General features: G+C 63.1%; 6 protein-coding genes and 2 rRNA genes (1 of these 8 running past the window's edge). 7 read left to right on the top strand and 1 reads right to left on the bottom strand.

The features are described from left to right. The 5 genes from IWW33_RS07435 to recD form a co-directional block, all read left to right on the top strand. Positions 1–487: ribosomal RNA gene (locus tag IWW33_RS07435) — 23S ribosomal RNA — on the top strand; it begins 2,405 nt to the left of the window's first position. Between the two features lie 131 nt (positions 488–618). After that, a 5S ribosomal RNA gene (gene rrf / locus IWW33_RS07430) occupies positions 619–734 on the top strand. Between the two features lie 133 nt (positions 735–867). Beyond that, the gene (gene recC, locus IWW33_RS07425; RefSeq protein ID WP_174142283.1) at positions 868–4,344 is read left to right on the top strand and encodes an exodeoxyribonuclease V subunit gamma; all 3,477 of its coding nucleotides are present in this window, start codon (positions 868–870) and stop codon (positions 4,342–4,344) included. Beyond that, on the top strand, positions 4,341–8,012 hold the full coding sequence (gene recB, locus IWW33_RS07420) for an exodeoxyribonuclease V subunit beta (protein ID WP_196914260.1): 3,672 nt from the start codon (positions 4,341–4,343) through the stop codon (positions 8,010–8,012). The genes recC and recB overlap by 4 nt, the downstream gene beginning before the upstream one ends. Continuing rightward, entirely contained in the window at positions 8,009–10,084 is a 2,076-nt protein-coding gene (gene recD / locus IWW33_RS07415; RefSeq protein ID WP_174142285.1) for an exodeoxyribonuclease V subunit alpha, read from the top strand. Before recB ends, recD begins: the two co-directional genes overlap by 4 nt. 221 nt (positions 10,085–10,305) lie before the next feature. On the opposite strand, the gene IWW33_RS07410 is transcribed toward recD, so the two are convergent. Continuing rightward, entirely contained in the window at positions 10,306–11,256 is a 951-nt protein-coding gene (locus IWW33_RS07410) for a LysR family transcriptional regulator (protein ID WP_174142286.1), read from the bottom strand. A gap of 132 nt (positions 11,257–11,388) precedes the next feature. On the opposite strand from IWW33_RS07410, the gene IWW33_RS07405 reads away from it, so the two are divergent. Together IWW33_RS07405 and mmsB are read left to right on the top strand one after the other, a co-directional pair. Continuing rightward, positions 11,389–12,915 carry a CoA-acylating methylmalonate-semialdehyde dehydrogenase gene (locus IWW33_RS07405; RefSeq protein WP_115273564.1) on the top strand — a complete coding sequence of 509 codons (1,527 nt, stop codon included), beginning with the start codon at positions 11,389–11,391 and terminating at the stop codon, positions 12,913–12,915. A gap of 10 nt (positions 12,916–12,925) precedes the next feature. Continuing rightward, positions 12,926–13,813, top strand: a complete 888-nt coding sequence (gene mmsB / locus IWW33_RS07400; RefSeq protein WP_174142287.1) for a 3-hydroxyisobutyrate dehydrogenase — start codon at positions 12,926–12,928, stop codon at positions 13,811–13,813. The last annotated feature ends 63 nt before the right edge of the window (positions 13,814–13,876 follow it).

Here is a 13,876-nt window from a genome sequence, read left to right as displayed (position 1 = left end):
ATCGCTCAACGGATAAAAGGTACTCCGGGGATAACAGGCTGATACCGCCCAAGAGTTCATATCGACGGCGGTGTTTGGCACCTCGATGTCGGCTCATCACATCCTGGGGCTGAAGCCGGTCCCAAGGGTATGGCTGTTCGCCATTTAAAGTGGTACGCGAGCTGGGTTTAGAACGTCGTGAGACAGTTCGGTCCCTATCTGCCGTGGACGTTTGAGATTTGAGAGGGGCTGCTCCTAGTACGAGAGGACCGGAGTGGACGAACCTCTGGTGTTCCGGTTGTCACGCCAGTGGCATTGCCGGGTAGCTATGTTCGGAAGAGATAACCGCTGAAAGCATCTAAGCGGGAAACTTGCCTCAAGATGAGATCTCACTGGGATCTTGAATCCCCTAAAGGGCCGTCGAAGACTACGACGTTGATAGGTTGGGTGTGTAAGCGCTGTGAGGCGTTGAGCTAACCAATACTAATTGCCCGTGAGGCTTGACCATATAACACCCAAGCAATTTGCTTCTGCAGATTGTGGTGGTGAAGACGAAAGAACCGAAAGTTCGCAACATCACAACTATCGCATATCCGAATTCGCTGGGCTGTCCATCTGGACATTCTGGCTACAGAATTTCTTGACGACCATAGAGCATTGGAACCACCTGATCCCATCCCGAACTCAGTAGTGAAACGATGCATCGCCGATGGTAGTGTGGGGTTTCCCCATGTGAGAGTAGGTCATCGTCAAGATTCATTTCGCAAAACCCCTATCTGCGCGAGCAGGTAGGGGTTTTGTCTTTTCTGGCTTTTACAGATCCCGGACTCGGCGGCTAGCCGTGATATCGTTCCCCATCAGCCCGAACTGCCTTCCAGAGAACCATCAATGGCCAACCCGACTTCACTCCATCCCGGCTTCATGATCGTGCACGGCAATCGCCTGGACGACTTGCGCAGCCTGGTGGTGAGCTGGATGCGGCGCTATCCGCTGGCCCCCCTGGAAAACGAAATCGCCCTGGTACAAAGCAATGGCATCGCCCAGTGGCTCAAGCTGGCCTTGGCCGAGGACCCGCTCGAAGATGACCAGGGTGGTTGTGGGATCGCTGCTGCCATCGAAGTGCAGTTGCCGGGCAGCTTCATGTGGCAGCTGTACAGAAAAGTCCTCGGGCGTGACGAGATTCCAGAGGTTTCCTTGCTCGACAAGGCCCCGCTGACCTGGCGACTCATGCGTTTGCTGCCAGCGCTGATCGAGCGCACGCATTTCGAACCGTTGCGACGCTTCCTCACCGACGACGGTGATCTACGCAAACGCTATCAGCTGGCAGAGCGCCTGGCTGACCTGTTCGACCAGTATCAGGTCTATCGTGCCGACTGGCTCAAGGATTGGGCTGCCGGCCAGCACGTCCTCAATACGGCCCGTGGCGAACGCCAACCCCTGGCACCTGGCAACCGCTGGCAGGCCGAGCTGTGGCGGGCCTTGCTCGAGGATGTAGGTGAACAAGGCATGGCCCAGAGCCGTGCAGGGGTGCACCAGCGATTCATCGAGCGGATCAACAGCCTTGAGCAACCCCCTGCGGGTCTGCCTTCACGGGTAATCGTATTCGGTATCTCATCGCTGCCTGCCCAAGCGTTGGAGGCACTGGCAGGTCTTGCGCGGTTCAGCCAGGTATTACTGTGTGTGCACAACCCTTGTCGCCATCACTGGGCGGACATCGTCGCCGACAAGGACCTGCTGCGCCACCAGTACAAGCGCCAGCAGCGCAAGCAGGGCATGCCCGTGCAGTTGGATGACGAGTCCTTGCACCAGCACGCCCACCCCTTGCTGGCCGCCTGGGGCAAACAGGGCCGCGACTACATCAACCTGCTCGACAGTTATGATGACCCAGGCAGCTACCAGGGCGCATTCAGCGATGGACGCATCGACCTGTTCAGCGAAAGCGAGCCGGCAACACTGCTCAAGCAGCTGCAGGACGATATCCTCGAACTGCGCCCGCTTGCTGAAACCCGTGAGCTGTGGCCTGAGGTCGATCTGGCGCAAGACCGCTCCGTGCGCTTCCACATCGCCCACAGCCCACAACGCGAAGTAGAGATCCTGCACGACCAATTGTTGGCCCGCTTCAGTGCCGACCCCACCCTGCGCCCGCGTGACATCATTGTCATGCTCCCGGCAATCGACAACTATGCACCGCATATCCGTGCCGTTTTCGGCCAGCTACAGCGCAACGACCCGCGTTACATACCCTTCACCCTGACCGATCAGGGCCAGCGCGGGCGTGATCCATTGTTGATTGCCCTGGAGCATCTGCTCAAGCTGCCAGACAGCCGTTTCGCCGTCAGCGAAGTGCTCGATCTGCTGGACGTACCGGCTGTACGAGCGCGTTTCGGGATCCGCGAAAGCGACCTGCCCACGCTGCACCGCTGGATCGAGGGCGCCGGTATCCGTTGGGGGCTCAATGCCGAGCAGCGAGCGTCCCTGGGCCTGCCCGAAGGGCTGGAGCAGAACAGCTGGCGGTTCGGCCTGCGGCGTATGCTGTTGGGTTATGCCGTGGGTATGGGGGAGGGCTGTGACGGTATCGAACCTTACGACGAAATCGGCGGCTTGGATGCTGCGCTGATCGGCCCGTTGGTGGCCTTGCTCGACGCCCTCGATGTGGCCAACCATGCCCTCTCTCAGCCAGCCACTGCGGCCCAGTGGGGCGAGCGACTGAACGCGCTGTTGCAAGTGTTCTTCCTGGCAGAAGGCGAGCACGACGAATTCCTGCTCATGCAACTGCAGGAGCTGCGCGATAGCTGGTTACAGGTGTGCGAGACCGTAGGCTTGCAGGACTTGTTGCCCCTCACGGTCATACGCGAGGCGTGGTTGTCGGGCCTGGATCAGGGCAAGCTGTCCCAGCGTTTTCTTGCAGGTTCGGTAAACTTCTGCACCCTCATGCCGATGCGTGCCATCCCGTTTAGAGTGGTCTGCCTGCTTGGCATGAACGATGGCGATTACCCGCGCGCCCAGCAGCCGCTGGACTTCGACCTGATGGCCAGTGACTACCGCCCCGGCGACCGCTCGCGTCGGGAGGATGACCGTTACCTGCTGCTCGAAGCGTTGTTGTCCGCGCGCGATCAGCTGTACATCAGCTGGGTCGGCCGGAGCATCCGCGATAATAGCGAGCGCCCGGCATCCGTGCTCATAGGCCAACTGCGCGATCACCTGGCGGCAGGTTGGCGGCTGGCCGGTGGCAGCGACAGCCAGCAAGCGGGCGAGCAGTTGTTGCATGCGTTGACTCAAGAGCACCCGCTGCAGCCCTTCAGCCCGCGTTATTTCCAGAAAGGCAGCGCGTTGTTCAGTTATGCCCATGAATGGCAGCTGCTGCACCAAGTCTGCGATGAGGCTAAACAGGCGGATGTTGGCCTGCCGGCTTACAGCAGCGATGAAGCCCTGGCCCTTACGCAACTGCAGGACTTTCTGCGTCATCCGGTGCGTCACTTCTTCAGCCAGCGCCTGAAAGTGTTCTTCGAGGCGCTGGAGGCGCCGACGCCGGATGAGGAGCCGTTTGTCCTCGATGCCTTGCAGCGCTATAGCGCCAGTGAAAGCCTGCTCGGCGCGGCGCTGGCCGAGCCGGAAAACGCCGAGCAGGCGCTGCAAGCCCAGGCGCGCCGGCTGCAGGCGTGCGGCATGCTGCCGTTGGCCGGGTTCGGCGAGCTTCTGCAGGCAGAGCTGATCCAGCCGCTGCCCGATCTGCTGCAACGCCATCGCCAATTGTTGCAGCGCTGGCCCAACGTGGTCGAGGGCGCACTGCCGATCCATTTCGAGCATGGCAGCCATCGCCTGGAGGGTTGGCTTGGCCGGGTGTATCAGGCCGATGACCAAAGCCTGTTGAGCATCACCACGGTGCCCAACACCATCAGCGCCGGGCGTCACAGCCTCAAGTGGCACCGGCTGATCGCCAGTTGGGTCATGCACCTGGCGGCGTGCGCCGAAGGCTATCCGCTGCATAGCGCCCTGTTGGCCAGCGACATCACCCTGCTGCTCGCGCCACTGCCACAACACGAAGCTGCCGAGCAGCTCGGCCATCTGCTGGTGTCACGCCAGGCCGCAATGAATGCGCCGCTGCCGGTCGCCGCCAAGACAGCGTTCGCCTGGCTGGCCCAGGACGATCCTGACAAAGCCCTCGCCGCAGCTGCCCGTGCTTACGAAGGTGATGGCCGCACCAGTTTCGGTGAGCGCAGCGAAAGCCTGGCCCTGGCCCGACAGTTCCGTGACTTCGCCGCACTCAGTGCCGACGAAACTTTTGAAGGCTGGTGCGAAACCCTGTACCGCCCGTTATTCAGCGCAGCCTGGCAGACGCTGGGCAACCCGGAGAGTGGCGCATGACCCAGGTCCGTCCCCTGGCACTGAGTTTCCCCCTGCACGGCAGCCAACTGATCGAAGCCAGTGCCGGTACCGGCAAGACGTTCACGATTTCGGCGCTTTATCTGCGGCTGATCCTCGGCCATGGCGGTGAGTGCGCTTTTGGCCGCGAGTTGTTGCCACCGCAGATCCTCGTGGTGACCTTCACCGATGCGGCCACCAAGGAACTGCGCGAGCGTATTCGCGCGCGCCTGGCCGAAGCTGCACGCTTCTTTCGCGGCGAGTTACAGGAAGCCGACCCGCTGCTGCACCAGCTACGTGACGATTACCCACCCGAGCACTGGCCGCGCTGCGCCAACCGCCTGGAGATCGCCGTACAGTGGATGGACGAAGCGGCAGTCTCGACCATTCATGGCTGGTGCCAGCGCATGCTTCGCGAGCATGCCTTCGACAGCGGCAGCCTGTTCACCCAGAGCCTGGAAACCGACCACAGCGACCTGCTTGGCCAGGTCATGCGCGACTACTGGCGGCGGTTCTGCTACGGCATGCACGGCGAGGCCCTGGGCTGGGTGCGTAGCCATTGGGGCAGCCCCGATGCACTGTTGCCCAGGATCCGCCCCCTGTTTGGTCGCGTGCGTGCGCAGCAGGATGAGCAGGAACCGCAAGCGCTGATTGATGCAGCGCTGCTGCAGCGCGCCGATCAGTTGCACCAGCTTAAAGCCCCATGGGCGCAATGGGTCGAGCAGTTGCAACAGATCTGCCGGGACGCCGTCGCCGCCAAGCAGGCCGATGGCCGCAAGCTGCAGGCGCGCTTCTTCGAACCCTGGTTCGACAAGTTACGCGCCTGGGCTGCTGATGAGCAGATAGTGGAACTTGACCTTGGGACTGGCTTTACGCGCCTGACTCCAGCAGGCATGGCCGAAGCCTGGAAGGTCGGTGAGCCTCCAGATCACCCAGCGCTGCACGCCATGCAAGACCTGCCACAACAGCTGCAGGCTCTGGCAAGCCCCGATGCACGCCTGCTCGAACACGCCGCTGCCTGGGTTTCGGCGCGCTTCGAGGTGGAAAAGCGCCGCCGTGCCGAAATGGGCTTCGATGACATGCTGCTGCGCCTGCAACATGCGTTGGCCAGTGAAGCCGGCGAGAGATTGGCAGGCCTGATTCGCGAACAGTTCCCGGTAGCCCTGATCGACGAATTCCAGGATACCGACCCGGTTCAATACGGCATCTTCGAGCGCATCTACCGCATCAGCGAAAATCGTGAGGAAACCGGCCTGTTCATGATCGGCGACCCCAAGCAGGCCATCTATGCCTTCCGGGGCGCCGACATTTACACCTACCTGTCCGCGCGGCGCGCCACCGCCGGGCGGCTGCACAGCCTGGACACCAACTACCGTTCCAGCGAGGCCATGGTGGCCGCTGTCAACCAGGTGTTCCTGCAGGCTGAAGCCCGTGAGCAAGGGCGGGGCGCCTTCCTGTTCCGCGAAGACGATGACAACCCGTTGCCGTTCATCGAGGTGCGCGCCAAGGGGCGCAGCGAACGCCTGCTGATCGACGGCCAAGCCATCGCGGCCCTGCAGTGCTGGCAACTGGAAAGCGACGACCCCGTCTCCAGCACACTGTACCGGCAGCAACTGGCGGCCAGTTGCGCCAGCCACATCGTCGCCCTGCTCAACGGTGCCCAGCGCGGCCAGAGCGGTTTCAGCAAGGCTGACGGTGAGCTGCGCCCGTGCCTGCCCTCTGACATCGCCATCCTTGTACGCGACGGCCATGAAGCGCAGCTGGTGCGAGCCGAGCTTGCCGCCCGTGACGTTCGCAGCGTGTACCTGTCCGACAAGGACTCGGTTTTCGCCGCCCAGGAGGCGCATGACTTGCTGGCCTGGCTCAAGGCCTGCGCCGAGCCGGACTCCGAGCGCCTGCTCAAGGCCGCCTTGGCCAGCCTGACCCTGGACCTGTCGCTGGCCGAACTGGACCAGCTGAACCAGGACGAGCGGGTCTGGGAAGACTGGGTAATGCGTTTTCGCCGCTACCGCGACACTTGGCAGCGCCAGGGCGTACTGCCGATGTTGCGGCACCTGCTGCACGACTTCCAGTTGCCGCGTACGCTCATTGCCCGCAGCGATGGCGAGCGGGTGTTGACCAACCTGCTGCACCTTGCCGAGCTGCTGCAGCAAGCGGCGGGCGAACTGGACGGCGAACAAGCGCTGATCCGCCATCTGGCCGAGCACCTGGCCAATGCCGGGCAGGCCGGTGAGGACCAGATCCTTCGCCTGGAGAGTGATGAACAACTGGTCAAGGTCGTGACCATCCACAAGTCCAAGGGCCTGGAATACCCCTTGGTCTACCTGCCGTTCATCTGCACCAGCAAACCGGTCGACGGTAGCCGCCTGCCGCTGGCCTGGCACGACAGCCAGGGCAATGCGCAGATGACCCTGACCCCCGACCCGGTACAGATTGCCCTGGCCGATGATGAACGTCTCGCTGAAGACCTGCGCCTGCTCTACGTGGCCCTCACACGTGCCCAGCACGCATGCTGGCTGGGCGTCGCCGACCTCAAGCGCGGTAACCAGAAAAGCTCGCAGCTGCACCGTTCCGCGCTCGGCTATCTGCTTGGCGGCGGAGTGCCACTGCAGGGCCCGGAACAACTGGCGGACTGGCTGCAGAGCTTGCAGGCAGGCTGCCCGCACATTGCCTGCCCCGGCCTGCCGGAGGCAGACGAAGAGCGCTACCGATCGCCCCATGCCGAGCGCGAGCTGCTGCCTGCACGCAAGCCTCGTCGCGCAGCGGCGGAGCATTGGTGGATCGCGTCGTACAGCGCCTTGCGGGTGGGTGAACAGACACTGGGGGGCGACAGTTCCCAGGCCCAGCAGTTGCTCGACGATGAGGGGATCGATGCTCAACTGCCCCGAGAGGTGCCCGCCGACAGCGGCGACATTCACCGCTTCCCGCGCGGGCCGAACCCCGGCACCTTCCTCCATGGTTTGCTTGAGTGGGCCGGGCGCGAAGGCTTCGCCGAGGTCGCTGCCAACCCCAAACTGATCGAGCGCACCGTCGGCCAGCGCTGCAACCGGCGCGACTGGACCGGCTGGATCCCGACGCTCAGCCAATGGTTGCAGCAACTGCTGAACGAGCCACTGCCGGCCCGTGACATGAGCCTGACGTTGGCGCAGTTGCAGCACTATCAGATAGAAATGGAGTTCTGGTTCGCCAGTCATCAGGTCGATGCAGAGCAACTGGACCGGTTGGTCGCCCGCCACACCCATCCAGGCGCAGCGCGCCCCGCTGCTCAGCCGACACTGCTCAACGGCATGTTCAAAGGCTTTATCGACCTGGCGTTCGAGCTCGATGGCCGCTACTACGTGGCCGATTACAAGTCCAACTGGCTTGGCCCGGATATCCAGGCCTATGACACGCTGGCCATGGAAAAGGCGATCCTGGAGCACCGCTACGACTTGCAATACGTGCTTTATCTGCTGGCCCTGCATCGCCAGCTGCGTGCACGGCTGCCCGATTACGATTACGACCTGCATGTGAGCGGTGCGCTGTTCATCTTCTTGCGCGGAGCCAGCAGCAGCGGCCACGGCGTGTACTTCGTCAAGCCGCCACGTGAGTTGATCGAGGCGCTCGATGCGCTGTTCCGTGGCGTTCACGCGCCTCAACAACAGGACCTGTTCGCCGGAGCTGCGCCATGAGCCGCACCCTTGATGACCTCTTGCCTACCCCACTGAACGCAGAGCACTTGCTGAGGCTGGCGCCACAACGCAACAGCGCAGACCTGCTGCAACTGCTCGACCGCTGGGTTGAGCGCGGCTGGTTGCGGGCTTTGGACCGGGCTTTCGTGTCCTTCCTGGAAGAGCTCGCACCCGGCAGCGATCCGCTGTTGCTGCTGGCCGCTGCGTTGGCCAGCCATCAACTGGGCCACGGGCATGTCTGCCTGGACCTGCAGCAAACCCTTGCCGAGCCGGATTTCGCCCTGTCGCTGCCGCCGGAGGGCGATGCTTTGGCAGGCCCGCTGCTGCTACCGTCGCAATTGCTCGCCAACCTCGACCTGCACACCTGGCGCCAGCGCATTGCCGCCAGCCCCCTGGTTGCAACTGGCAATACCCCTGGTCATAACGCCCGGCCATTGGTGATCAGCGGCGAGCGCCTCTACCTGCGCCGCTACTGGAGTTATGAGCGGCAGATAGACGAAACCCTGCGCCAGCGCCTGAGCCAGGACGAGGCCACGCCCGCGGACCTGCCTGCACGCCTGGCGCAGTTGTTCGACGAAGGCGCTCTGGCAGGCCAGGTCGATTGGCAGAAACTGGCCTGTGCCCTGGCCACCCGCGCCGGCTTCAGCATCATCACCGGGGGGCCGGGCACCGGCAAGACCACCACGGTAGTGCGCCTGCTGGCCTTGCTGCAGGCACCTGCGGTCGAGCAGGGCAGGCCTCTGCGCATTCGCCTCGCAGCGCCCACCGGCAAGGCTGCAGCACGCCTGACCGAATCCATTGGTCAACAGGTCGAGCGCTTGCAGGTGAGTGCCGATGTCCGCGGGCAGATTCCTACCGATGTCAGCACCGTGCACCGGCTGCTCGGCAGCCGTCCGGGGTCGCGGCACTTCCGGCACCATGCAGGCAACCCGCTGCCGCTGGATGTGCTGGTGGTGGATGAAGCGTCGATGATCGACCTCGAAATGATGGCCAACCTGCTCAATGCCTTGCCACCCAAAGCCCGGTTGATCCTGTTGGGGGACAAGGACCAGCTGGCCTCGGTCGAGGCGGGCGCGGTGCTCGGCGACCTGTGCCGGGATGCCGAAGAGGGCTGCTACTCACCCGCTACCCAGGCATGGCTGGAGCAGATTGGCGGTCAGTCGCTGGCCGACAGTGGCCTGAAGGCCGGCGACGCGCAACGCAACCCATTGGCCCAGCAGGTGGTGATGCTGCGTTTTTCCCGCCGCTTTGGCGAAGGCAGCGGCATCGGCCAGCTGGCGCGCCTGGTCAACCGCCAGCAAGCCCAGGCGGCCCGAGACCTGTTGACCATGCCCCCGGCCGATGTATTCGGCCTGGCCCTGCGCGGCGAGCACGACCGCGCCTTTGATCGGCTGATACTGGACGGTCTGAACCGCAGCGCTGAGGGGCCACAAGGCTATCGTAGCTATCTGCGCACCATTGGCCGCCATCGTCCAGCGCCTGGTAGTGCTTTCGACGACCCGCACTGGGAGCAGTGGGCTGGCAAGGTGCTGCGCAGCTTTGAGGACTTCCAGTTGTTGTGCGCGGTGCGCAAGGGTGCCTGGGGGGTTGAAGGCCTTAACGAGCGGGTGGCGCGGGTGCTGCACAGCGCCGGGCTGATCGACAGCCAGCAGCCTTGGTACGAAGGGCGCCCGGTACTGGTGACGCGCAACGACTACGGCCTGGGCCTGATGAACGGTGACATCGGCATCGCCCTGCGCTTGCCGGACGAGCAGGGCGAGCCTTTGCTGCGCGTGGCCTTCCCACGCAACGACGGCAGTGGCGGGGTGCGTTTCGTGCTGCCCAGCCGGCTCAACGAGGTGGAAACGGTGTTCGCCATGACCGTTCACAAGTCCCAGGGCTCTGAGTTCAGCCACACCGCGCTGGTACTGCCCGATGCGCTCAACCCCGTGCTGACCAAGGAGCTGGTATACACCGGTATAACCCGGGCCAAGCATTGCTTCAGCCTGGTCGAGCCACGCCAGGGCATCTTCGAAGAAGCGGTGGCACGCAAGGTACGGCGTATCTCCGGGCTGATGCTCGAACAGGTGTGATGCACTGCTGTAGGAACTGCCGTTTGCCGCGAAAGGGCGCTCTCCCCGCAATGATGGCGTTGCGCTATCGTTGAGCCGCGGCCAACGAGGCCTTTGAGCTGACTGCCAGAACCTCAGAGCAGCGGGCGCAAAGTGTGGCCAAGGTGTGCTTCCACAACTACCTCGAAGGCAGTGGAAAACGTGGGGCCGGCTTGCCGGCGATGGGCTGCACAGCAGCCCCATTACTCCTGAGCGAAACGCATCTCACGCGTTTGCCCCATCAACAACGGCGTATTCGCCTCCGTCACCCCACGAATGTAATCCCACAGCAAGGTAATGCGCTTCAACTTGCGCAGATCCTCCCGGCAATACATCCAGAATTGCCGCGTCACCTCGATCTGCTCAGGCAGCACCGTGACCAATCGCGCATCCTGCGCCGCCAGGAAACACGGCAAGATCGCCAACCCTCGCCCCTGCAACGCCGCCGTGTACTGTGCAATCACGCTGGTACTGCGAAGGTGCGCGCTGGCGTTGGGAATCAGGTTGGCCAGGTACAGCAGCTCTGAGCTGAACGCCAGGTCATCCACATAGCTGATGAACGGATGGCCAACCAGATCGCTGACCTGGTTGATCGGCGCATGGTCGTCCAGGTAATCCTGGGTCGCATACAGCCGCAGCCGATAGTCGCACAGCTTGCAGCACACATAAGGCCCATGCTCGGGCCGCTCCAGGGCGATGACGATGTCCGCCTCGCGTTTGGAGAGGCTGATGAAGTGTGGCAGCGGCAGGATATCCACTGATATCGCCGGGTAGGCATCGACGAAATGGCTCAACTGTGGGGTAACGAAAAAGCTGCCGAAGCCTTCGGTACAGCCCATGCGCACATGGCCCGACAGCGCCACACCTGAACCGGACACCTGTTCGCAGGCCATGTGCAGCGTGCTTTCGATCGACTCCGCATAACCGAGCAAGCGCTGCCCCTCGGCGGTCAGGACAAAGCCATTGGTCCGCGATTTTTCGAACAGCAACGTGCCCAGCGCGCCTTCCAGTGAAGTGATGCGCCGCGACACCGTGGTGTAGTCCACGCTCAGGCGTTTGGCCGCGCTGCTGGCCTTGCGGGTGCGTGCTACTTCGAGGAAGAACTTCAGATCGTCCCAGTTCAGCGCACTGAGAGAGGTCAGGTCTTTTTGCATGTTGATCCGGTTTTTTTGTGCGTTCTTGTTGGATGTTTGCACATCTATACTCGAAAAAAGCCCCATGACGCCACCTCGCGGTTGCACGGCGCTGGCGATCTCGTCCTGACAATAATTCCAAGGAGAACGCAGATGAACGCACCCCAATCCCCCGACCAGACCAAGGTCGAGCAGGTCAAGCTGCTGATCGACGGCCAGTGGGTCGAGTCGAAAACCACCGAATGGCGCGACATCGTCAATCCGGCTACCCAGCAGGTGCTGGCGCGAGTGCCGTTCGCCACCGTCGAAGAAGTGGATGCCGCCGTGGCCGCTGCCGAGCGCGCCTTCAAGACCTGGCGCGACACCCCGATCGGCGCACGCATGCGCATCATGCTCAAGCTGCAGGCGTTGATCCGCGAACACAGCAAGCGCATCGCCCAGACCCTGAGCGCTGAGCAGGGCAAGACCATTGCCGATGCCGAAGGTGATATTTTCCGTGGCCTGGAAGTGGTCGAGCACGCCGCGTCCATCGGCACCTTGCAGATGGGCGAGTTCGCCGAAAACGTCGCCGGCGGTGTCGACACCTACACTCTGCGCCAACCCATCGGCGTGTGCGCCGGCATCACTCCGTTCAACTTCCCGGCGATGATCCCTCTGTGGATGTTCCCGATGGCCATCGTCTGCGGTAACACCTTCGTGCTCAAGCCGTCCGAGCAGGACCCGCTGTCGACCATGATGCTGGTGGAGCTGGCGCTGGAAGCCGGCGTGCCGGCCGGCGTGCTGAACGTGGTGCACGGCGGCAAGCAGGTAGTGGATGCGATCTGCACCCATAAGGACATCAAGGCGATTTCCTTCGTCGGTTCCACCGAAGTCGGCACACATGTGTATAACCTGGGCAGCCAGCACGGCAAGCGCGTGCAGTCGATGATGGGCGCGAAGAACCACGCCGTGGTCCTGCCCGATGCCAACCGCACCCAAACCATCAACGCCCTGGTCGGCGCAGCGTTCGGCGCGGCGGGTCAGCGCTGCATGGCCACCTCGGTGGCGGTGCTGGTGGGCAAGGCGCGTGAATGGCTGCCGGACATCAAGGACGCGGCCAGCAAGCTCAAGGTCAACGCCGGTAGTGAGCCAGGCACCGATGTCGGCCCGGTGGTCTCCAAGCGCGCCAAGGAGCGCGTACTAGGCCTGATCGAGAGCGGTATCAAGGAGGGCGCCAAGCTCGAACTCGACGGTCGCGACGTGAAAGTGCCGGGCTACGAGCAAGGCAACTTTGTCGGCCCGACGCTGTTCTCCGGGGTGAAGACCGACATGCAGGTTTACACTCAGGAAATTTTCGGCCCGGTACTGGTGACCCTGGAAGTAGACACCCTCGACGAGGCCATCGCCCTGGTCAATGCCAACCCGTTCGGCAACGGTACCGGCCTGTTCACCCAGAGCGGCGCGGCGGCGCGCAAGTTCCAGAGCGAAATCGACATCGGTCAGGTCGGCATCAATATCCCGATCCCGGTACCGGTGCCGTTCTTCAGCTTCACCGGTTCGCGTGGCTCCAAGCTCGGTGACCTTGGCCCGTACGGCAAGCAGGTGGTGCAGTTCTACACTCAGACCAAGACCGTTACCGCCCGCTGGTTCGATGACGACAGCGTCAATGACGGTGTGAACACCACCATCAGCCTGCGCTAAGGAGATCGCCATGCGTATCGCATTCATCGGCCTGGGCAACATGGGCGCCCCCATGGCCCGCAACCTGATCAAGGCCGGGCACCAGCTGAACCTGTTCGACCTGAACAAGACCGTACTGGCCGAGCTCGCCGAACTGGGCGGGCAGGTCAGCGCCTCGCCCAAGGAAGCGGCAGCCAGCAGCGAACTGGTGATCACCATGCTGCCGGCCGCGACCCATGTGCGCAGTGTCTACCTGAACGACGACGGCGTGCTGGCGGGCGTGCGCCCGGGCACACCGACCGTGGACTGCAGCACCATTGATCCGCAGACTGCGCGCGAGGTGTCCAAGGCCGCTGCGGCCAAAGGCGTGGACATGGGCGATGCGCCGGTTTCCGGCGGCACCGGCGGCGCGGCGGCCGGCACACTGACCTTCATGGTCGGCGCCAGCACTGAACTGTTCGCCACGCTCAAGCCGGTGCTGGAGCAGATGGGCCGCAATATCGTGCATTGCGGCGAGGTCGGCACCGGGCAGATCGCCAAGATCTGCAACAACCTGTTGCTGGGCATCTCGATGATTGGCGTGTCCGAGGCCATGGCGCTAGGCAATGCGCTGGGCATCGATACCAAGGTGCTGGCGGGCATCATCAACAGCTCGACAGGGCGTTGCTGGAGTTCCGACACCTACAACCCGTGGCCGGGCATCATCGAAACCGCCCCGGCATCACGCGGCTATACCGGCGGGTTTGGCGCCGAGTTGATGCTCAAAGACCTGGGGCTGGCTACCGAGGCTGCGCGTCAGGCGCATCAGCCAGTGATTCTCGGTGCTGTGGCCCAGCAGCTCTATCAGGCAATGAGCCTGCGGGGTGAGGGTGGCAAAGATTTCTCGGCGATTGTCGAGGGGTACCGCAAGAAGAATTGACGAGCGAGGTGGACTTCATCGCGGGCCGGGCGGCCTTCCCTCTGTAACTGCGCACCAGAGGGA

Source organism: Pseudomonas sp. M2 (assembly GCF_015751845.1).
Lineage (GTDB): Bacteria > Pseudomonadota > Gammaproteobacteria > Pseudomonadales > Pseudomonadaceae > Aquipseudomonas > Aquipseudomonas putida_E.
The sequence above is the reverse complement of the archived record's forward strand: the minus strand, read 5'-3'. Positions and strand labels throughout refer to the sequence as shown.

Bases quoted from the DNA above. Each gene is read 5' to 3' on its own strand.
- recB (WP_196914260.1), top strand. From the start codon at position 4,341: ATGACCCAGGTCCGTCCCCTGGCACTGAGTTTCCCCCTGCACGGCAGC.
- IWW33_RS07410 (WP_174142286.1), bottom strand. From the start codon at position 11,256: ATGCAAAAAGACCTGACCTCTCTCAGTGCGCTGAACTGGGACGATCTG.
- recC (WP_174142283.1), top strand. From the start codon at position 868: ATGGCCAACCCGACTTCACTCCATCCCGGCTTCATGATCGTGCACGGC.
- IWW33_RS07405 (WP_115273564.1), top strand. From the start codon at position 11,389: ATGAACGCACCCCAATCCCCCGACCAGACCAAGGTCGAGCAGGTCAAG.
- mmsB (WP_174142287.1), top strand. From the start codon at position 12,926: ATGCGTATCGCATTCATCGGCCTGGGCAACATGGGCGCCCCCATGGCC.
- recD (WP_174142285.1), top strand. From the start codon at position 8,009: ATGAGCCGCACCCTTGATGACCTCTTGCCTACCCCACTGAACGCAGAG.